Annotated in this window: 16 protein-coding genes and 1 pseudogene; 2 read left to right on the top strand and 15 right to left on the bottom strand. The window is 43.5% G+C overall.

What is annotated here, in order from left to right; translation table 11 throughout:
- Nucleotides 1–8: 8 nt before the first annotated feature.
- Nucleotides 9–278: a hypothetical protein gene (locus T497_RS0110330; RefSeq protein ID WP_028515548.1), complete on the top strand. Its 270-nt coding sequence runs from the start codon at nt 9–11 to the stop codon at nt 276–278.
- Between the two features lie 99 nt (nt 279–377).
- Here the strand turns inward: T497_RS0110330 and T497_RS17595 are convergent, their stop codons facing one another.
- Nucleotides 378–4049: a glycoside hydrolase family 9 protein gene (locus tag T497_RS17595; RefSeq protein WP_028515547.1), complete on the bottom strand. Its 3672-nt coding sequence runs from the start codon at nt 4047–4049 to the stop codon at nt 378–380.
- 431 nt (nt 4050–4480) lie between these two features.
- On the opposite strand from T497_RS17595, the pseudogene T497_RS18855 reads away from it, so the two are divergent.
- Nucleotides 4481–4681 (top strand): annotated as a pseudogene (locus T497_RS18855) (amidoligase family protein); the annotation flags it as partial.
- A 274-nt stretch (nt 4682–4955) separates the two neighbouring features.
- On the opposite strand, the gene T497_RS0110320 reads toward T497_RS18855, so the two are convergent.
- The 14 genes from T497_RS0110320 to T497_RS0110255 all read right to left on the bottom strand — a co-directional run bounded on the left by T497_RS0110320 (nt 4956) and on the right by T497_RS0110255 (nt 21312).
- Complete coding sequence (locus tag T497_RS0110320; RefSeq protein ID WP_028515546.1) at nt 4956–7565, bottom strand: dockerin type I repeat-containing protein; 2610 nt, start codon at nt 7563–7565, stop codon at nt 4956–4958.
- Nucleotides 7566–7982: 417 nt separating this feature from the next.
- Nucleotides 7983–11303: a glycoside hydrolase family 9 protein gene (locus T497_RS16565; protein ID WP_037324877.1), complete on the bottom strand. Its 3321-nt coding sequence runs from the start codon at nt 11301–11303 to the stop codon at nt 7983–7985.
- A gap of 437 nt (nt 11304–11740) precedes the next feature.
- Complete coding sequence (locus T497_RS0110310) at nt 11741–12370, bottom strand: flavodoxin family protein (protein ID WP_028515545.1); 630 nt, start codon at nt 12368–12370, stop codon at nt 11741–11743.
- Nucleotides 12371–12495: 125 nt separating this feature from the next.
- Nucleotides 12496–14334 (bottom strand): aldo/keto reductase, encoded by a 1839-nt coding sequence (locus tag T497_RS18850; RefSeq protein WP_242840004.1) that lies wholly within the window; start codon nt 14332–14334, stop codon nt 12496–12498.
- Nucleotides 14335–14345: 11 nt separating this feature from the next.
- Nucleotides 14346–15011, bottom strand: coding sequence for a YczE/YyaS/YitT family protein (locus tag T497_RS0110295; protein ID WP_037324875.1), 666 nt, complete (start codon nt 15009–15011; stop codon nt 14346–14348).
- Between the two features lie 12 nt (nt 15012–15023).
- A complete protein-coding gene (locus T497_RS0110290) occupies nt 15024–15245 on the bottom strand; it encodes a hypothetical protein (protein WP_196243038.1) in 222 nt (73 codons plus the stop codon).
- A gap of 83 nt (nt 15246–15328) precedes the next feature.
- Nucleotides 15329–15919 (bottom strand): DUF4405 domain-containing protein, encoded by a 591-nt coding sequence (locus T497_RS16555; protein WP_037324879.1) that lies wholly within the window; start codon nt 15917–15919, stop codon nt 15329–15331.
- Nucleotides 15920–15934: 15 nt separating this feature from the next.
- Entirely contained in the window at nt 15935–16636 is a 702-nt protein-coding gene (locus T497_RS0110280) for a flavodoxin (protein WP_028515542.1), read from the bottom strand.
- Between the two features lie 13 nt (nt 16637–16649).
- Entirely contained in the window at nt 16650–16970 is a 321-nt protein-coding gene (locus T497_RS18950; protein WP_278244741.1) for an aldo/keto reductase, read from the bottom strand.
- Nucleotides 16927–17586, bottom strand: a complete 660-nt coding sequence (locus tag T497_RS16550; protein WP_278244740.1) for an aldo/keto reductase — start codon at nt 17584–17586, stop codon at nt 16927–16929. Before T497_RS16550 ends, T497_RS18950 begins: the two co-directional genes overlap by 44 nt.
- Before the next feature lie 13 nt (nt 17587–17599).
- Nucleotides 17600–18637: an aldo/keto reductase gene (locus tag T497_RS0110270; protein ID WP_028515541.1), complete on the bottom strand. Its 1038-nt coding sequence runs from the start codon at nt 18635–18637 to the stop codon at nt 17600–17602.
- Entirely contained in the window at nt 18634–19254 is a 621-nt protein-coding gene (locus T497_RS0110265) for a TetR family transcriptional regulator (protein ID WP_028515540.1), read from the bottom strand. The genes T497_RS0110270 and T497_RS0110265 overlap by 4 nt, the downstream gene beginning before the upstream one ends.
- A 248-nt stretch (nt 19255–19502) precedes the next feature.
- Nucleotides 19503–20048, bottom strand: a complete 546-nt coding sequence (locus T497_RS0110260; RefSeq protein WP_028515539.1) for a prolyl-tRNA synthetase associated domain-containing protein — start codon at nt 20046–20048, stop codon at nt 19503–19505.
- Between the two features lie 373 nt (nt 20049–20421).
- A complete protein-coding gene (locus T497_RS0110255; RefSeq protein ID WP_028515538.1) occupies nt 20422–21312 on the bottom strand; it encodes a LysR family transcriptional regulator in 891 nt (296 codons plus the stop codon).
- Nucleotides 21313–21441 lie beyond the last annotated feature (129 nt).

Below are 21441 nucleotides of genomic sequence, written 5' to 3'. Positions count from 1 at the left end.
CCTGCCGTATGTTCTGGACTGATAAGTTCTATCCCAACGACGACAGCCTTGTGCGTATAGGAGCTACAGGCTGGGTTCGTTCCGGAGAAATGGTACAGAAGCTGAAGCTTGATGAGCTCCCCATAAAAATGAGCGATGTTACGGTGAGATTCTCAGCGGTAAATCCTGCTAACGAGAATATCAGAGCAGGTATCTTCACTATGGATACTGTAATGCACATCTCTGACTACAAGGGAAAAATGCTCGATGAAAACGGCAACTGGATAAACGCAGGATAATGTTCCCGTAATAAATATCACAGCAAAAAAGCGCTTTGTTCTGACTACAAAGCGCTTTTGTTGTAATCCGCCCTTTAACAGGCGGATTTTAAATGTATTTTATTGTATCTTGCTGCCGCCCCATTCAACGACTGTAAAGCCCTTTCTATCAAAGGTCTCAAGCTGCTGAGGTTCGATATCCACGGCTTCTTCAAGAGGAACATAAGCCATGAATACGCGGAGCAGACTGTCAGGTGCGGGTGTGATGTCAAGCTTTGCGGAATTTGTATACACATCGCCTTGGAAAGATATGAGATTATACTTGTTATACTCCATTAATGGCAGCCAGTATACGATGAATTCGTTCATTTCTTCCTCGGTAAGTCCCATATATTTGAGCTTTTCCTTGAGGAAGCTCTCTGTATCACTGCCAGCAACACAGAAGCCTTTGGAAAAGTCGAATCTTGTGCGGCAGTGTACTGCGTCCCAGAAGAGATATTTATGATGTGTACCGTCTGCTTTGTTCAGAAACGAACCGTCAGGATATGCAGTTACATCCCAGCCATTATTGTATTTTGGGTAAGTTGTTGACAGCTCTGCTTCTGTCAGCTCCAGCTCAACATGAACATCGGTCTCCTCTTCGGGGTAGAGGTAAATTACTGGCTTAGCGGCAACAGCATCAGGATAAACAGTAGCTGTTTTATTATCTTCCTCAACTGTTTTTATCCAGCCGTACCTTCCTTTATATTCCGTAAACATCCAGTGGTCATTATCCTTATTGTATCCAAGCTCATCAATGCTTGTATGTGCAGGGATAGTATTTATAACCTCATAGCTTTCATCGGGACCGAGACGCAGTTCAAGTCCGTCTTTAGCAACATTCATAGGATTACCGTATCTCAGACTCTTTTCAGGTATGACGCAATCCTTGAAGCTATTCCTGACAAACTCCTTCTTCATGCGGGTAAGGTCGAATATGTCCAGTTTGCCGTCAGCGCAGAAGTCGGCAGCCTTCCAGTCGTGAAGAGTGTATCTCTTATCACCTATCACCCATTTCTGTACGAGCAGAACGTCAGCTATGCTGAATTCGCCGTCAGCATTTACATCTCCCGAAGCAGGCTCAGAAGGCGTTTCTGTCGAAGCCTCGTCCTGTAAGAATGATACTACCCATGCAAGAGAAGCATTGCCGCTGAGAGAAGCTTGATTGGTAGACCATGATTCTACGGAATCAGCATAAAATCTTTCAGAAGGATCATCCGGATATCCACATCCCATTCCCATAGCCTTCACATATGTGTCTACAGCCTTTGCAGTCGGACCGCTTACGATAACTCCGTCGGGTGCCTGAGGCAGAGACTTGTCGATCTCATGCTGCCAGTATTCATGTGAAGGATTCTTTGTACAGTAAGAACCATAGCCCGAAATGAATGAGTATGACATAGGATTGTTGCCGAGGATATAGTCCATACCTCTTGCCACGCCGTTCAGGTATTTATCATCACCTGTTATGTCGTATGCATAAGCCATAGCGATCATATTATTCAAAGCGCGTCCGTTGGAATCATATTCAAAACCCTTATAATATATTATAGGACTGAAAGCGCTTGGGTCATTATAACCGGGACCGTCATACTTATACGGGATACCGTAGCCCTGGCTTTCTTCTTCGTCTATGAAATCATCTGCCGTTTTAAGAAGTGAACTATTCAGCATCTCGTTCTGTTCAACTGTGAGCAGATCCTCGTGCATCAGCAGCGACATAGAACCTGCTGCGGCTCCGCTTTCGCAGTTAAAAAATGTGAAGGAATCATCATAATTATTATTTGATGCGCCATATATTCTTGGATAGAACTTGAATGCGTCTTTATATTCAGAAAGGTCAGCAAGATAAGCATCAGCATCTTTATCTTCCATTTCCTTTGAAGTGATATAAAGCTCACAGGCTGCCCAGTATGCATCAGCTGAGACCTCAGTTTCAGGGGATTCATTCGTTCCCTTCCACAGATTTTGTGGAGCATAGAATGATACTTCGTTAGAATACTCCATATTTCCTGCTTCATACCAGTTTACCTTGTATGCCTGATATGCCTCCTTAGCACTTTCAAGGAGCTTATTTGCATATTCAGCGTCATATTGTGCCCAAAGTCTCGCTCCCTGCGCCGCACAGGCAGCATAATTCAGGGTTGCCGCAAATGTTGGCGGCTTAATGATACGGATATCCTCATAACCGATGTAATCAAGTCTGTTGGTAAGACTGCGCCACCTGTGATCGTTTATGCAGTGATAATACATACCCGAATATTTGCCCCATGTTTTCTCATCGGGCTGCACCTTCATGCGGGACATAAAATCGAGCTCATATCTGCATTCATCAAGGATATCGGGGTATTTATTGCCCGATTCGGGAATAACAACAGTGCCCGAGCCGTCAGCAAATTTTTTGATCCCGTCTTTTGAATAAGTTGCACGCTCGTACATATTCTGGAGCGTCCACAGCGAAATACCGCCCTCTGTCATATTCTTGCTATGGTCGTCGGATTTATACCAGCCTCCCGATACGTCGAGCTTTGAAGAAGCATAGTAATTGGTCGCTTCATAGTCTGACAGATATTCATTTTTCCATTTATTCTGAACATAGCCCATATCTGTCTTATGAACGCCTGCGTGTGCGAGTTTATCTTTTTCACCCGATGTGATATATTCTGACTCGATATCTGTACCTGAACGGTTCTGGTAGAAATAATTCAGCGCATTTGTCAGCATATTATGTTCGCTGTCACTGTAAATATCAGTACCTATCTTAAACGGGAACGATCTCCAGTTCTCCCCTTTGATGCGGATATAATACTCACCAAGCTCGTTAAACTCGGAAAAGTCGATAATGCTTACATTATCGCCGGAGTCAGCGTCCTTCTTAGGCGTACCTGTTTTGCCTGTATAAACAACGGTATCATCTGAAACTCTTACTATCTCATAGTCATATACCTGATCGAGCTTGAAGTACTTAGCACCGTAAGTGAAATCTCCTTTATTATTGCCAAGTGTGGCTGTTTTTTCAAGGTTCTGGTAGTATCCAAGCTGATTAACAGATATAAAGTTATTCTCGAGTCCGCTGAAACCGCGGGCGGTATAGCCGTAGTTATACACAGGCGGATTTGTTGTGTCATCTGTCAGATCCTCAATGGACATATCATCGAACCAGATCTCATCACCGCTCTGAGCATTTCCGCTATACTTGATGCCTTTTGCATACTGGAAAGCCCATTGAGCAGCTTCAATATCATTCGCAGGCTTGAATATTCCCTCATAAGTCTGCCATTCGGTCGTAAGCCTTACAGAACTCGAAGGCCATTGACCGCCCATATCAGGTCCCATGTGCATATCGTTTGTCGAACCGTCAAGCACAAAGTATTCTTCACTGTCGCTGAGATTGCCGATAAAGGAGTAAAGTTCCATACCCTTACGTCTCGCCTTTGACTTAAAGCTTACCTTGTACTCATGACCTGCCTTGAAACTGAGATTCCTGTGCCTGAACTGAAGATCCCATCTTTCCTTTTCGGAACCTTCAGGTATTATGATCGTGATGTGTACATTTCCATCAGAAAGCTCAAAATCCTGCTTTGCCGGGCTGTTCTCCACAGTATGCCATGGGATCATCTTATGAGAAAATGATGTCTCTCCAAGGAGCTCATAAGCATATGCTTTCGGCGGCTCTGATATACTGACGGCGGTTGGTGCGATCATTACAGCAGCCATCAGTCCTGCAACGATCTTCTTATAGTTTTTATGCATGATATTCCCTCCCTTTATCTATCTGCATTTGTAATAATATTATATATTATTATCTTGCATATGTCAAGATTGCTCGTCACAATTTACAAACAAGTACACAATAAAAATATCCTCTAACCAATGTATCTCTACTTTACTTGATCAGAAGAGTTCAAAATAATTCTCCAATCAGATCTAATAAAAACAGCTCCCTCGCGGGAGCTGGATTATTGTTGTATCGCTATAATGACTTTCGTCGTGTGAATTCGTGTAAAAAACGCCTGTTTTTGCTGCTGTGTGAAACGTTTTATGTCAATAGGTCTTGGTCTAATGCAACCATTACTATTATGGGGGGGCGGGCGATGTTCAGCCAACATTTCACCAAGAAAAAAGCATATTTCACCACATATCCAACTATTCATACAGCTTTCATGCTATAATGAAGAAAAAATCGAAGCCATCAGACTTCGACCTGTGGTTTACATATCCATGTAAACAGGAACTGCTTCGGAGAGGACAGAGACACACAGGATGAGGTTATCAGCCGTATTCTGTACTTCATTGAACATCACTGGAACGAGATGCTGAAGTTCAGCCGCCGTACCGAGTACAGCATGAACCGTTGGGCTGCACGATACGGCTTCCCTCGGACTGTTCCTGTACATTTGATCATTCACACAACTACAGGAATCATTCCGACTTGCCTGTGATCGATAAGTGCCTGATAAAAACGACAATTGTGGCGGCATCAAATCATGCACACTGTCCTCATTGGACTATCTTTTTCTGGTCGACCATGATACTCGGTTCTCTTTTACGACACCCAAAGACAGATTAAAAGAATTACATCAAGACTACGGGTTCCGGTACATAAAGTAAAAAAGGCGGGAGAGTCCCGCCTTTAATTAATTATAATTAGTCTGTTGTTCAGTAAAGTTTGGTCTCAGTAAATTTAACTGTGAAATCAGTGCTTATCCTTGCGTCTTTATCAAGCTCGATAAAGATATCCCATACTGCCATATCGGCAGTCATTACATCAGGGATTGTACGGTTTATAGTGACATGATCGCTATAAAACTCGGTTATTCCATGACGTATAGAGCCGCTGCCTTCTTCGAGACTTATGACCATAAGCTTATGGGTGCTGAACCATTCATCATTATATTTTTCAAGTTCTTCTGCACGGTAGCTTGTCTGAACTTTCTTTTTCATCTCTCCTGCACTTGTTATAATGTTTATAACAGGCTCTCTGCTTCCTGAGGGAGTTCTGTTTCCGCGGAGATACTGTGCTTCAAAATAATACTTCACAGGGGCGTCAAGATTATGCACATCGATGATCAGCTTTCTCATAGCAACAAGGTCAAAGATATCCAAAGAACCGTCCCTGCAAAGGTCAGCCGCTTTCCAGTCGGCAAGCTTTGTGTCGGAACTGCCGTTCAGCCATTTTTGCAGCGTTACAATATCCGCGATACCGAGGTCACCGTCACCGTTCGCGTCGCCAATGCACTTGAACTCTGCTTTCTGACCCTTATAGTTGCTCTTTGGAACAGCTGCCTGTAAAACAAACAGATAGTCGGTGTTGCATACCTGGAAGTCAGGAGCAGGCTTTGTGTAAAAAATGATTATGTTGTCGTCTGATGATGCATTATCATTTATCTTTACTTTATCTCCGCCTGTTGAGTCAATAAACATATTAAGGAGCAATACATTGTTCTTGAAGAATATGTCATCGTAACTGCAGAATATCTTCTCCTGATACTCCTCCGAGAAATATTTTAAAACAGTCTCTGAGAGTTCAGCCGAACTTGTTATGACAAAAGATTTATTTTGTGGGAACTGAGCAAAGGCACCATGATCACTGCTGAACATATTTCGTGTTGTGGCGGAGTACTTGTCTATGGCGTATTTTACATCGCCTGTCTCTTTTTTTCTGAGCCAGAAGGTAATATCGCCTGTATTATTGCCGTTATTTATAACTTCTCTCGGCTTTTCCTTTGAAAGCTCATAGCCGTAGGGGAGATACTTCTCATCAATGTTGAGATCAAGCCATTCAGCGGTGATAGCTTCCCAGTAATAAGGATTCTGACCTTCAATATACTTCATTTCGATACCGAAAAGCTTGGAAAGGTCAACATTATCCATATCGACAAACTCATTGGCGTCCTCATCAATAAAATTTATACGCTTTACATTGTCAGCAAGAGCCTCCTTGCATTCCCATTCCACATTACCGTATGTGAATTCGTCCTTTGGCATAGTAAGCTGAAGTATACTTAGATAGGATGTTCTTGACTGATTGCCGTTTATGATAGGCATATAATCAACGTAAAGGAAGCTATCTCTGAAGTAAACGCGGTCAAGACCAAAGTTTGAAACATAGCCGCGGTATTTGTCGAGGTAAGTATTCACTATAAGAACATTTTTCTCAAAGAATTCCTCGCTGTACTGAGATACGAATTCTTTCGCTGCGTCATCATTCAGATAAAATGTAAGAAACTCATATAGGTCAAGCTGTGATTTTGCGACGACGTATTTTGATTCGTCATAAGTAAAATATGCGTCCTCACCCGTCGCTCTCACTTCAGTACCGTATAAAGAGTAATTCTTGTATGAGAATTCCGCGTTATTTATCAACCCCTTAAGTAGTGTCACTTTTGAAGCGTTATCGGATGCAATAGCGTCAGCGATAAGATTTTTTGACGCCTGAAGTTTCTGGTTGTCATCTGACGGAACAAAGCTCCATTTTATAATTGAATTTCCGTCTGTTAATGCCTTGTAGACCTCCATGTGAGGCGTTTTGCCGCCTGCTGCTTGCTTGGTCGTTTCTCTTGAACAGTAGCTTGAAATATAGTGGCTGAAAGCACCGTTATAGTTGTCCGAGGTCTCTTCCCACTGATATCTTATTCCTGCTGTATCGTTAATGCAGAACACAACGAACTCGTCCTTTGCAGAAACAGAGCCGTTCTTTTCGGTATAGTCATAGAACTCCGTATAACTATCAGGAAGCCAGCCGTAAATATCTGTTTCGGTTATATCGTTTTCCTCGCCTATAGAGAACGAATAATGGGCTATAGCATGATTGTAGCCAAGGTCGAGCTCAGATGACTGTATCCATGTATCCACAAGAGCTACTTCAAAATTGCCCTGCTTCTGCGGAGCGTAATAAGCCACTACTTCATAGCAGTACCTGCTGTTTTCATCAGCATATGTCTTGTGGAACAGCTCCTTCATCATATCCTTGGTAGTCCTGATATCGTATCTGAGAACACCCTGAGGTTCGCCCTCGGGGACTTTTTCGTATTGTTCCCTGAAAACAATGCAGACAAGTCCGTCTTGTATATGAGTAGCGCCGTAGGTGTTGCGGAAATCCAGAGCAGATTCAAAGCTCTGGGGTATCCATTCGGGGAGAGCAGCTCCCATAGCGTGTTCAGCCGCATATACAGCTGAAGGAATGAACACAGAAAGCCTGTCCGCAGAAAGAGGAGCAATTGCAGTTGTAGCAGCGGCAATTGCAGCTGCAATCTTCTTGAGTTTCATAATATTCACCTGCCATTCTTCAGATTTGCAGAATATAACTGCTTTATTTCATTATACAACGATATCTCGCTGAATGCAAGAGATAATTGTACTTTAGTCTATATAGGCTTTAACGTATGAGACTGGCAAAATGTGCGGCTGAAATCGTAAACTTTTTATGAACGTTGAGCATTTATGAGGAACGATAATGAAAGCGCCGCACATGGCGGCGCTTCTGTGTATAACCTATTATGTTCAATAGTGTCTCTGAACCACGTCGGTCCGAATACGTTTTTGTTATCTTTTTGCCCAAAGGAAACAGTCTATTATGCATATCTCTCCACAGCTAAAGATGAAATAACACCTTTTGAGGAATATATAAAGGCTTAAACTTGCAAAAAGGAGGACCGAAGTCCTCCTTTTTCATTATTATACAGATCAAAGTGCTCCCTTTTCAAGCGTAGCAGTAAAACCAAGTCCTGCTGTCTCATAAATGTATATTTTTCCAAGCTGAACAGACTTGTCACCATCTGCTCCCTCAACCAATATCTCGATATAACAGTCGTTATGATAACACTCATCATCGGGCGACCATAATACATAGCCGCCGTTTTCTATATCGCAGGTATTTCCGGAAAAATTAACAGCTTCACTGTCACTGTTGAGATAACAGTTTGCAAAGTAACCGGCATTAGCTTTCAGTGTAACAGGATATCCGTGAGAAGCAATTTCAAGCATTATGCCAAGTCCCGACCAGTCGCTCATTACAGGATTATAATTTGTCTTAATTGATACGATATCGCTCAATTCAGTCTTAGTTTCACTTTTTTCTCCCTTGATGCCAAGCAATTTATACTGTATCGCCAATGCGTCGCCTACTGTCAGTCCGTCACCGTTCATATCACCGTTGAGTTTGCCCTGTTCGGTAATGTGATTCCCGGTTGTACCGTTTAATCCGTATTTATTGGGATTTGCAAGAGCCTGCATGATAAGTACTGCGTCTGCCATATCGACCTGTCCATCGCAGTTCGTGTCGCCCGCCAATATCACATTGAACTCAGAAGTTGTTGTAGTTGTAATCGTGGTTGTTGTTGAAGCTGCGGTGGTCGTCGTCGTTGGAACTTCGTCATCATTGCCCATATTATTCTCAAAGAACGAAAGCATCCACGCAAGCGCTGCCTGCCACTGAGGTGTGACTGAATTGCAGGTCCATGCCTGGACTGAGTCCGCATAGAGCTGCTGGTCTGGCGTCTCGCCTATCTTGAGACCGATACCCTTAACAAAACTGTCACTTATACCGTCAGGACTTCCTGCCAGTCCCGTAGGACCTCCTACAAGTACACCGTCAGGAGCAGACGGGTAACTCTTGTCAATCTCATTCAGCCAGTAATTGCTGCTTGGATTCTTGGCATGATATGAACCATAACCCGTTACATAGGATATACCAAGACCGTTTCTGCCGAAAATATAGTCCAGTGCATAGCCTGCGTATTCCATATATTTCTTGTCGCCTGTTGCATCATAAGCATAAGCCATAGCAACAGCATTATTGACTATGGATGAGTTTGAGCCGTATTCATATGTCTTCCAGCTGTCGGCATATGTTGAATAAGGATCTATTCCGAATCCGCATTCAACCTGTCTGTACGGAACGTCCATAGCATTAACATATTCTTTATGCTCAATATTTCTTGTGGCTGCATCTACGAAATTATCAGCTGTCCTACCGATATTTACAGCTATAACTTTTCTGTCTTCTTCTGAGAGCTTATCGCTGAGATACAGCGATAATGTTCCAAAGTCAAGGGTTTCAGTCTCGCTGAACGCTCTGAAGCTGTCATCCGGCTGCGGCCAATGAATGATTTTATAATAATCAGGTACACATTGAGTAAGATTCAGATCAGGATTATAGGAAGTAAGGCAGTCATAATACTCCTTATCGCCTGTAGTCGCAAAAAGCTCGCAGGCAGCCCAATAAGCCTCGTCCAGTATATTTATATCGCCGAAGTCAGCATCATTGACATCATAAGCGTTAGAACCAGTGTTGGGAGCACAATGTTCATCATGTATAGAAATTTTTTTCCACTCATCTTCATGCTTATGGATTGCTTTCCATGAAGCCTTTGCCTGCTTCAGACACTTCGCAGCAAAGTCAGGATCAGAGTCTTCCCAGAGACGCGCCGCCTGTGCGGCACAGGCTATAAAGTCAAATGTTGCGGCATATGTCGGAGGATTAACTAATCTTACAAGAAAATCGTGTTTCATATCAAGAGTATGATTGACAGGATCATAGGTGTTGAAATATCTAACGCCGTGATATATCATGTCGGCATAATTCTCGCCCCAGACACTGTCCTTTTCGGGATCAACGACCATATCAAGCATGAATTCAAGCTCATATCTTGCTTCGTCAAGAGCAGTGCTCAAACTTTCATTTCCGTTTTTCTCCGAAAGCTCATACATATTCTGCAAGAGCCATACTGTATTTGCTCCTGCAATAATATTTTTTCCGCAATTATCATCAGTGTACCAGCCACCCGAAACATCAATTATTTTGTTACTTGTATTGGATGAATACCAGTTTTCCCTCAGATATCCTTCATCATTTGCATGGTAGGCTTTATGTGCAAGCTTTGCTTTGTTCTCCTCGGAGGATGCAGCAATGATCTTTTCTGCGTCCAGATCAGTATCGGAACGCTGCAGATAGAAGAAATTCATTGCATCTCTGAATATATTTCCGTAGATACTGTCCCCTACCGTAAATTCATGGCTGATATAACGCTTATAGACCTCGCCGCTGTAAGAATTTGTAAACACGTTTTTCTCATCATCGACTGCTATTGTGTACCTGCCCGGCTTTTTTACTTCTGAAAAGTCAAGCTTGTGGAAAAAGCCGCCGCCTGCTTCGGGATCAGGTCCTACAGGCACAGTTCTGCCCTTTAAGACCTCTTTGCCCTTTTCGTCGAGAACTCTGAAGTCCATTGCTTCTCTGTCATCCGCAGTCACATATGTAGCCACTTTCTTTGAATCGGGATAATAGCCTGCCTGATTGAGGCGTACATCGCTTCTCGGTATCACATAGCCGAAGTCTCCAGTGCTTTGCCAACCACACACCGGATTATCCGACTCCTCACAGGTAAGGCATTCTATGACCATATCATCGAACCATATCTCGTCACCCTGTTGAGCATTGCCCTGATACATAATTCCTTTTGCATAGTGGAAAGACCACTCTGCAGCCTCGATATCCTCTATGGGCTTGAATATTCCCTCAAATGTCTTCCATTCAGTCGTAAGCTTTACTGCTGACGCAGGCCACTGCCCTCCCATATCAGGTCCCATGTGCATATCGTTTGTCATACCGTCCAGCACAAAATAGTTTTCTTCGTACTTGACATCACAGATCTGCGAACAAAGTTCAAAGCCTTCCCTGTTGCTCTTTGCCCTGAAGCTCACCTTGTACTCATGCCCTGCTTTGAAATTGAGATTCCTATGTCTGAACTGCAGATCCCACTTTTCTTTGTCAATGCCCTGTGGAGACGTTATACTGATATGAAATGTACCATCCTCGATCTGGTACGACTGCTTTGCAGGAAGCGCAGAACTGATGTGCCACGGCAGAGACTTTTTCTCGAATGTGCTCTCTCCGATGACCATGACCGTTCTGTCCTGCTCGGCAGAAGCCGCAGAGACCGTCGGTACAGCCGCCATAACTAATGTCATAACGCCTGCAATTAATTTGCTCGTTTTTTTATACATATGAAACCCTCCCTTTTTTAATTATAACATATGTATTTATAAGTGTCTGTTATAAAGGATAAAAGGCAAACATACTTATCGCTCACCTAAATTGAGCTGAAAAAAAACATTCTTCTATTCCTTTATCAGAATTATAACATATAAAGAAACCACAGTCAACATCTGTTCCTTCAAGGATTAAGAAAAAGCCTCCCGAGGGAGGCTTTTATAATCATTCTACCGGCAAATCTATAAATGCGGGCTCGTGCTCAGCCTCTCGAACGTATCTGAGCATATCATCACGGAGCAGGCGTACTGTTGATGTATTGATACCGGGATGCCCGCAGATGTATTCATCCTTCATCAAATCATTATCGATAACAAGCTGAATGTTGTTGTCTGTATCAAATATAAGCTCCAGTGCTGATATAGAACTAGGGATAGTATATACTTACCTCTTATTTCATATCATCTCTAACAAAATGGGTTGAATTCCATGCTTCCTTTTCGGGCATACCATATTTTTCCTTACCGAGGGCTATTGATTTCATCAGGAACGACATATTCCTTGCGAGATTTCTCATTGTCTGCATTCCTTCGGCATCAAAAGCGGCTTCGCCTTGCAATCTGCCGTGAACACTGTTCCAGTATGTGCTTGAAGCAACAGGCATACCGCAGATAGTGAAGTATTTGTTCAGCTCGTCAAATGTCGCCGAACAGCCGCCGCGTCTCGCAATAACAACACTTGCGCCGACCTTCATGGTCTTGTCAAAGTGAGAACTGTAAAACAATCTGTCAAGACAGGCAATGAGAGTTGCATTTGCCGAAGCATAATAAACAGGAGACGCAACGATAAGACCATCCGCAGCTTCAAACTTAGCTGCAATATCATTTACCTCATCATTGAATACACAGCGTCCAAGCTCGGCGCATTTACCACAGGCAATACATCCGCGAATATCCTTATTGCCTATCTGACAGACCTCGATCTCTATTCCCTCAGTATCGAATGTTCTGACCATCTCTTTCACTGCGACAGATGTGTTGCCATCGGTTCTGGGGCTTCCGTTGATTAAAAGTACTTTCATTGAATTTTCCTCCTTATAATTTGACTGAACACATTTCAGCATAAATATCATCAATACTGAAAAATGTCAGAATGTAAAGTGATCTCCGCCCATATTGGCGGAATTAAAAATTGTCCATTAATCGCCTATACTTCATCAGGATGCTCTCCCGACCATCCTCTCTCGGGAAGGCTTGAAAGGTATGACATATCGTCCGCAGAAATCCTGAAGCCAAATATATTCAGATTTTCCTTCATTCTTTCCTTTGATGAAGCTTTCGGGATAACAGGAATACCTCGCTGATTAAGGTATCTGAGCAATAATGCCGCATTGGTGCATCCGTATTTGGCGGCTATCTTTGATACTGCACCGTCATTTATAAGTTTTGCTCTGCCAAGAGGGCTCCATGCCTGAGGAAGTATCCCCTCATTTCGGAGGTATGAAAGCGTATATTCCTGCATATATCCTACGTGAAGCTCCAACTGGTCTACCATAGGACGGATCCGTGCAATCTCTAAAAGAGGCCTTATATGGTGCGGAAGGAAATTAGACAAACCTATGGCTTTTACTCTTCCCTGCTCATATAACTCCTCCATTGCCGCCCATGAACCGCTGACTTTTTCAAACCATTCATCAACATTCCCGTCACTCTTAGGCCAGTGTATAAGATACATATCAAGATAATCAGTTTTAAGCTTCTTGCATGACTCTTCAAATGATCTCATCGTTTTCTCTCTGCCAAGATCGGTATACCATACCTTGCTGCACAGGAATATCTCCTCTCTTGGAATTCCCGAACGTTCTATAGCTTCACCGATCTGTTCCTCGTTTCCGTAGAACTGCGCCGTGTCTATATAGCGGTAGCCGGCATCAAGGGCATCTATAATAGTCTGAACACCGCCATTTTCTGTTGAAAGGTATGAACCGTAGCCTACTGCCGGGATCACTGTCCCATTTGGCAGGACGAACTGCTCCTTTGAGTCATTATATCCCACTGCATCAAGTATACTATCAAGAATCCGCATATTTCTGATTGAAAATTCCTCAGTGATATATGGCAATGCTTTTCCATTAATGCATTCATTCATCTGCTCCATCTCCATACTGTAGTTGGAACCGGCAGTAACAGTTTCCGTTCGTGTAACTCTTTCACCATTTGAGTTCTTAACTGTTACCTCAAATGGCAGCTCACCTTCACCGTTATACTCAACATCAGAACGAATATATCCTTTTGAACCGTGGATAAACAGCCTGTCATATCTGTCGCTGGTATCAGTACCGAGTATCATGCCAGCATTGAATGAAGCTCTTGAACCGTCCTCAAAACCTATAAGAACAGAAGCCATATGATCGACACCTGTGCCGCCAAACTCCGCATCAGCCTTTATGTACTTCATAGGTGTATCAATGAGCGAAAGTATCATAGATGTACAGTAACATCCTACATCATATATTCCTCCTCCGCCCTGCTCCTTATGAAGTCTGATATTCTCAGAATAGTTCTGTGTAAGGAAGGCGGTATCTATATAGTCTACCTTTCCTATCTCGCCTGATGAAATTATCTCCTTCAGACGGCATATATACGGACTATGGAGATATGCGTAAGCTTCCATAAGTATAACGCCGTTATCCCTTGCTGCTGCAAACATACGGCGAAGCTCGCCTTCGTTCATAGCAAGTGGCTTCTCGCACAATACGTGCTTATGAGCCTTAAGAGCCTTTATTACCCATTCGCAGTGGATATCATTCGGCAATGGAATATATACCGCCTCCACCTCTGGATCAGACAGCAACGCATCATAGCCCTTATAAGCTTTTTCAAAGCCGAAACGCTCCTTATACGCCTGAGCTTTTTCAAGGCTTCTGCCTGCTATCGCATACAGCTCGCAGCGCTTGGCTTTCTGCATCCCTGGTATAGTACCCCATGATGCGATCCCGGCCGTACCCATAACGCCCCATTTTACAGTTCCTTTTTCTTCAAACATAAAGCATCCTCCTATGAATTATTCTTGCTTATTCTATGTACACATCTCTCTGCAATAGATTTTGAAAAAGGCATACAGATATCTGCAACAGGTCCAACCAGAAAAGCGCAGATTATCGTACCTATGCCAAATTTTCCGCCAAGCAGAAAGCCTGTCACTACAAATATCACATCTGTAGTGATTCTTACAGCTGCAAATCGTATCTTTCTTTTGTCGCTTATGACAACTGCTACAAGGTCATTTGGACCTGTACCTGCCTCAGATTTAATAACAATCGACATTCCGAATGCCAGTATCCCACAACCTATGATCAGTACAGCAATTTTTACAGGCAGTACAGCATCTCCGATTTTCAAACCGCTCAGCAGCCATGTGAAGAAATCGATTATCGGTCCGCCGCAGAACATACAAACTATCGTCCCAAGCTTTATATAGCTTCTGTCGACGATCAAAAGGATAAGAATGATCAAAAAGCAAATGAACATATGCACTATTCCATGAGTTGGTACAAACAGACCTGTTTTAATGACAAGAAGGCGAAGTCCTTGTATCATAACATTGAAAGGATCTGCTCCCGAATCTGCAAGCAGAAATAATGTAACCCCGAGATGAGCGATCACAAGTCCGATAAATAACAGTATCAGCCTGACTAAAGTTTCTTTTGTTTTCTGTTGCATTATCTCAACTCCTCAGAACGGATAATCTTCATCAAGATTAGTTATAAACCTATGGCTGTCAAAATCATTTCTCTTTTTCTCAAAAAGCTCACGCAGTATCTCTGCTGCTTCATAAGATGAGAGCGTAGCAGGATTATCAGCTTTTCCATCAGTTCGTATCCATCCTGGATGAACACAGAATATATTAACTGCCCTATCGTTCCTAAAAGTGTTGTAAAGGTTCATTGTAGCCATATTCAGTGCGGCTTTTGCCATACCATAGTCAATAAGATCAGTACGGTAACACTTCGATATACTTCCCGCTTCTGAAGAGATATTCATATTGCAAGGTTTTGCAGAATGATCAGCCATTTTGCCGTAGTGTAGTCAAGAAAAGCAAAGTGTGTTTGGAACGTGATATAGTTTATGATACCGCTTTTCAGAAACAGCCATAGTCCCACACCTGATAAGCCTGTGAGGATAGCATTGAAAACAATTTTGCCATTGTCTGGCAGCTTTGCTGTCATTGCTTTCATGTGCAGACCGATATGTATACCCATAAGTATAAATGACCAATAGGACATTGCAAGGTGAAGCGTCCTTGCTGTCATAACATTGATAAACCCATACATAAACTGTACTGCGTGTCCGCTCATAGCCATTCCGCTGAGAGCCGTCAGAGCGATAGCCGCAAGTAAAAGCGTGTTTACCGCAGTCATAGTGATACGGTAGGGCGTATATTTTCCCTTGAAAACAGACTGATACCATTTGCGGTTGAGGATATGATGAAGTATCAGCGTTACGGTCATACCGATACCCAGCCACTCATGCAGCACATCGCTTGTCACCTGATATGCCATAAGAAACAGCAAAAGGACTGTCAGCACCGCATCGACTATTCTTTTGATGATACCCGTCTTTGTCTGCATAACAGCCCTCCCTGTTTAATTCATACTGTTTATCCAGTCCTGTATCTTGCTCTCGGATATGCCTGAATCAAGCCTGTCTCCATCAAGCCATTTTCCGCTGCCGGCCTGCGATGCAAGGTTACTTCCACTCCTGCCGATGCCGCTGCCGCCAGAGGTGCAGAAGGGAATTACAGTCTTGCCGTCAAAATCGTGTGCCTCAACGAATGTACTCATTATTCTGGGCGCATCACCCCACCAGATCGGGTAGCCGATGTAAACAGTGGTATAGCTGTCCAGATTAACTGTATCATTTGCGATAGCAGGACGTGCCTTCTGATCGTTCATCTCGATCGTCGTGCGGCTGTTCTTGTCGTTCCAGTCAAGGTCTGCGTCAGAGTATGGCTCAGCAGGAATAAGCTCAAAAATATCGGCATTTGTGACACTTGCGATACGCTCTGCTACTCCCTTTGTGGTGCCTGTTGCAGAGAAATACACAACTATCGTGTCCTTTCCGCTGCTCTCAGTAGTATCCGGGTTTTCCGGCTGATTCTCAGTCTGTTCGGTAACAGCCTTTTCTTCATCTGGCTTTCCTGCTTCAGTATCTTCGGCGGACTGATCCGTCTGCACTTCCTGCTGTACGGCAGTTTCTGCCGGAGCGGAGCTGAGGTCTGTATTTCCGCAACCCGTGATGCACAGCATACACATTGCAGCTAACATTGAAAGAATAATCTTTTTCATACATTTCACCTGTTTATTTCATTTCCTTTTCCCAGAAACGGATAACATTCAACTCAAGACTGTCGGCAACGCTTTCAAGCTCCTTTACCTCATCGGCAGTCAGCGTTATATTTGCTGCCTTCACTGCGTCCTCAACATGGCTGACCTTTGTTACACCGATTATCGGCAGAGTACCCTTAGCTATAGCCCACGCAACAGGAACCTGTGCGATTCCTACGCTGTATTTTTCAGCGATCTTGCCGAGAGCCTTGTTCATGACCTCCAGCTTGTCGAGAATGGGGTTATAGCTGTCAGCTCTTGCGGAGCCTGCGGGCATGGGGGTGAGCAGTATCATACTTGCCGGAAAGTGCGCCCTGTTCAAGCACCATATAGGAGAAGAACGTAATGCCATTTTCATTGCAGTAGTCCAGAATACCGGACTCCTCCGAGGAACGGTTGATAAGGCTGTAATGGTTCTGAACCGCTGAGAGTTTCAGACCATGCGCTTTGAGGATTTCATCCGCCTGCTTTATCTCCGCAAGATTATGATTAGAAACACCGATCATTGGCACGTTGTCTTTACCCTCAAAGTATTTTGCAAGCTCCTCCGTCCATTTCGGAGCGTCCCAGACGTTGTGTATCCAGTAAATATCGAAGCGGTCAAGTCCCATGAGTTTCAGCTGCATCTCGATCATATCCTTCATAGCCGTTGGAGAGGAAGCATCTGCACACTGTGGCGCGAACTTATCCGAAATCATGAAGCTGTCTCTCGGAAGATCATTCACGAATTCTGCAAGCACCTTTTCGGAAGTACCCATACCGTAGGCATAAGCGGTATCCCACAGGTTCAGACCGTTCTCCATCGCCTTATCGAAGATCGGGCGGAGCGTATCAGCCGTCAGGCTGCCGCCGAATGTTCCGTCATTGCCCCAAGCCCACGCACCGAGTGCGATCTTTGGTAAATTGTTCATATTGATTTCCTCCTTAGATTTTCTGACTGCCTGTTGACCAGACGTGTTTTTCATTCTTGTTTGCAGGCTTGTTCTGCGCCATAACGCCTGCCAGCGCATGAGGTACATAAGGTTCTTCAAGATATGCTGTTTCATCATCGGTGAGTTCAAGCTCTGTTGCCTTTGCTGCACCCTCAATGTGATGCAGTTTCGTCGCACCGACAACGGGGGATGTTACCTTTGTCAGCAGCCACGCAAGACTTACCTCTGTCATGGAAACACCATGCTTTTCAGCAAGCTCTGCAACCCGGCGGATGATAACTTCATCCTGTTCTTTCGTGGCATCATACTTGAATTTAGCGTAGCTATCCTCCTCGGCACGTTTTGAGGTCTCCCCGGGGAGTCTTGCAAGTCTGCCGCTTGCAAGGGCACTGTATGGTGTCATAGCGATATTGTCCTCAGCGCAGAGCATAGCCATTTCTCTCTCCTCCTCACGGAAGATCAGATTGTAATGTCCCTGAACACTGACGAACTTTGCAAAGCCTTCTTTTTCAGCGAGAGCATTTGCCTTTGCAAGCTGCCATGCATAACAGTTTGAAATGCCGATGTACCTTGCCTTTCCTGCCTTGACGATACGGTCCAGACCATCGAGTATATCGTAGATAGGCGTATTCCAGTCCCACATATGATAAATGTACAGGTCAACGTAGTCCATTCCGAGATTTTCAAGGCTCTTGTTTATCATACGCTCTATATGCTTCTGTCCGCTGATACCTGCTTCAATATCCGCAGGAGTTCTCGGCAGGAACTTTGTTGCAACCACAACTTCATCACGCTTTGCAAAGTCACGCAGTGCTCTGCCGACATACTGCTCGCTGGTTCCGGACTGATAACCGATCGCGGTATCATAGAAGTTTACGCCGAGATCAAGCCCGCGCTTGATGATCTCACGGCTGTGCTCCTCGTCTATCGTCCATGAGTGCTGACCGTTTGACGCATCTCCGAAGCCCATACAGCCCATACATATTCTCGAAACGTTCAGATCTGAGTTACCAAGTTTTGTGTATTTCATTTTGTACCTCCTAATAGCTGCATCACGCAGGAATAAATTATCTCATATATGCTGTGCATCCTGAATTTCATTTTTGCATCACGCATGGCGTCAAGCTGTTTTTGTGTCGCCACCGAATACGGATATACACCAAACAGAAACGGAAAGAATACGAAGATAAAGCTTTCGCAGTCCGTTTCGGGGAAGAATTTTCTGACACATACTCTCACTGCATCAAGAGAAGCACCGTAAGCGACCTTGAACTCCGTCAGCCGTTCGTGGCGAGAGTTTTCCTCCATATCGTAGTGATTCATGGCAAGGAGCTTCAGAAGTTGCTCGTGTTTTTCAAGAGAGTGTGCAAGTGCTGATGAAAACTCCTCAGTGGTCATAGTTTCATTTTCCTTTGCAAGCTCGTTCATTTCCTCAGCCCACAGCTCGTACTCACGCTGCATCAGGGCAAGGAAAATTTCCTCTTTCGTCTGAAAATAGTTGTAGATAGAAGTCCTTGTGAATGATGTCACAGCACCTATATCCTTTATTGTGATCTCCTTGAAGCTCATTGTCTGATAGAGCTTTTCGCAGGCGTTCACAATCTCTTCCTTACGTGAAGCTGTCAGCTCCGGTGAACCTTTTGGCATAGTACATTCTCCTTCTTCCTCGTCACGATCAGTGTTTTTTCGCATGGATATTGTCCATTATACGTTGCACAATCTATTCTGACATCGTGTCACTATAGTTAGTATAGCACTATTCTGACACGGTGTCAATATAAAACCTGAACATTTTTGAATTTTCGTCATTACTTACTATATCGGATTTTGTTTTTATAGCAAATTACACAAGCATACTTTATATCAAAAAAGCCTCCCTCGGGAGGCTTTAACTATCATTCAACCGGCAGATCTATAAATGTAGGTTCATGCTTAGCCGCACGGACATATTTGAGCATATCCTCACGGAGCAGGCGGACTGTAGATGTATTGATACCGGGATGTCCGCAAATGTATTCATCGCTCATAAGGTCGTTATCGATAACAAGATGAATGTTGTTTTCTGTATCAAATATGAGCTCCAATGCTGATACAGAACCAGGGATAGTATGAAGATACTCCTGCATCTTATCAGCTTCAGCAAACGACAGACGAGCGCTGTTCAGCTGCGATGTAAGAAACTTAGTCTTGAAAGGCTTATCTCCCGGCATAAGAAGCATATAGAAGCTCGTTTTCTGACGGTTGCAGAGAAACAAATTCTTGCAAATCTTAGCTCCAAGAACAGATTCTATCAGCAGGCAGTCCTCCATAGTATCAGCGTGGTCATGGTCTGCTCTCTTGTACTCAATGCCAAGATCATCAAGTTTATCGTATATTGCCATTTCAACGTCAGAACTCTGCTCAGTCGGTCTTCCTGTATATAGTGTGTTATCAATATTCATTTAAAAGCTCCTTTACCAGTTCTCACACATAAAAAAACTGTGATATTAATAATTACTATTTTGCTGATCCCATTATAACATACGCTCATAATTTGGTCAATAGTTCAAACAAAAAAAGGCAGCCGCAAGGCTGCCCAATAATAACAATTCATAAATTCTTATCCTTATGGAGCTGGCTTCTTTTATTATCGTTATACTGCCTTTCAGTCGTGTGCATTTCGTGTGCATAACACCTGTTTTTGCTGTACACGAAACTGCAATGCGAATACTTTCATTTTTAGGGTAATGTGATATATCGCCACATTATGGGATATGAAGAGAAGTATATGTGAATTAAGAATGAGTCGGCATTTTTGTCAGCTCCAAATCTCTTTCATCCGAAAGCATCCTGTAATTTTTCAAGGAACAATTCTGCTGCAGGTGAAAAAGCCTGATACTTTTTCCATATAAGATCAAGTCCCGAGATCATTTTCGGAACGAGCGGACGGAAGCATAGTTCACTCTCGTCACTTGTGTTGGTTATACCGTCTATACCTACAGCGTAGCCAACCCCGGATTTTACCATAAGTGCAGCATTATACATCAGATTGAAGGTAGTGACTATATTCAGTTTATCAAAGTCATCACCGAACCATTGAATGAAAGCGTTGTTTTCACTTTTGGTATTCAATACCTGGCGTGAAAAAATCAATGGTAAATCTATAATGTCTGCTTTCGCGATAGCTTTCTTTTTTGCAAGCGGAGAATCCTTGCGCATAACAACTCCCCATATATCTTCGGCAGGCAGGTGTATATAGTCATATTTCGTAACATTTGCAGGCTGAACAAGAATACCAAAATCAAGCAAACCACGGTCAAGCCGTTCAGTTACATCAGCTTCATTGCCGCTGTAAAGATGATATCGTATATCTGGATATTCCGTCCTTAGCTTTGAAATGAGGTCAGCAATAAGACTTACTGCAAGAGTTTCTCCGCCGCCGATATAGATATCACCTGCAATCGGTTTATCCATAGAAAGAAATTCAGCGGATGTCTTATCCACCATTGCAACTATTTCTTCGGCTCTTTTTCGGAATATGAACCCCTCCTGTGTCAGTTTCATGCTGTGGCTGCTTCGGTGAAACAACTTCTGTCCAAGCTCGTCCTCCAAGTCTTTGATCTGTCTTGACAGCGTAGGCTGTGTGATATGCAGTTGTTCAGCAGCCGATGTGATGCTTCCTTCTCTTGCGATAGTAAGAAAATAGCGTAATACACGAATTTCCATAGCCGTACCTCCTTTCGGGTATGGCTATATTATATCATCTTGTGATATGCCTGTCAAGCATATCTTGATTTGCTTATAAAGTATTTGCTATTTTGCTTTAACTGTGTTAGAATGAAAGCACAGGGAGGT

Source organism: Ruminococcus flavefaciens MA2007 (assembly GCF_000621845.1).
Lineage (GTDB): Bacteria > Bacillota > Clostridia > Oscillospirales > Ruminococcaceae > Ruminococcus > Ruminococcus flavefaciens_E.
The sequence above is the reverse complement of the archived record's forward strand: the minus strand, read 5'-3'. Positions and strand labels throughout refer to the sequence as shown.

Bases quoted from the DNA above. Each gene is read 5' to 3' on its own strand.
- T497_RS0110330 (WP_028515548.1), top strand. From the start codon at position 9: ATGTTCTGGACTGATAAGTTCTATCCCAACGACGACAGCCTTGTGCGT.
- T497_RS17595 (WP_028515547.1), bottom strand. From the start codon at position 4,049: ATGCATAAAAACTATAAGAAGATCGTTGCAGGACTGATGGCTGCTGTA.
- T497_RS0110320 (WP_028515546.1), bottom strand. From the start codon at position 7,565: ATGAAACTCAAGAAGATTGCAGCTGCAATTGCCGCTGCTACAACTGCA.
- T497_RS16565 (WP_037324877.1), bottom strand. From the start codon at position 11,303: ATGTATAAAAAAACGAGCAAATTAATTGCAGGCGTTATGACATTAGTT.
- T497_RS0110310 (WP_028515545.1), bottom strand. From the start codon at position 12,370: ATGAAAGTACTTTTAATCAACGGAAGCCCCAGAACCGATGGCAACACA.
- T497_RS18850 (WP_242840004.1), bottom strand. From the start codon at position 14,334: ATGTTTGAAGAAAAAGGAACTGTAAAATGGGGCGTTATGGGTACGGCC.
- T497_RS0110295 (WP_037324875.1), bottom strand. From the start codon at position 15,011: ATGCAACAGAAAACAAAAGAAACTTTAGTCAGGCTGATACTGTTATTT.
- T497_RS0110290 (WP_196243038.1), bottom strand. From the start codon at position 15,245: ATGGCTACAATGAACCTTTACAACACTTTTAGGAACGATAGGGCAGTT.
- T497_RS16555 (WP_037324879.1), bottom strand. From the start codon at position 15,919: ATGCAGACAAAGACGGGTATCATCAAAAGAATAGTCGATGCGGTGCTG.
- T497_RS0110280 (WP_028515542.1), bottom strand. From the start codon at position 16,636: ATGAAAAAGATTATTCTTTCAATGTTAGCTGCAATGTGTATGCTGTGC.
- T497_RS18950 (WP_278244741.1), bottom strand. From the start codon at position 16,970: ATGATACTGCTCACCCCCATGCCCGCAGGCTCCGCAAGAGCTGACAGC.
- T497_RS16550 (WP_278244740.1), bottom strand. From the start codon at position 17,586: ATGAACAATTTACCAAAGATCGCACTCGGTGCGTGGGCTTGGGGCAAT.
- T497_RS0110270 (WP_028515541.1), bottom strand. From the start codon at position 18,637: ATGAAATACACAAAACTTGGTAACTCAGATCTGAACGTTTCGAGAATA.
- T497_RS0110265 (WP_028515540.1), bottom strand. From the start codon at position 19,254: ATGCCAAAAGGTTCACCGGAGCTGACAGCTTCACGTAAGGAAGAGATT.
- T497_RS0110260 (WP_028515539.1), bottom strand. From the start codon at position 20,048: ATGAATATTGATAACACACTATATACAGGAAGACCGACTGAGCAGAGT.
- T497_RS0110255 (WP_028515538.1), bottom strand. From the start codon at position 21,312: ATGGAAATTCGTGTATTACGCTATTTTCTTACTATCGCAAGAGAAGGA.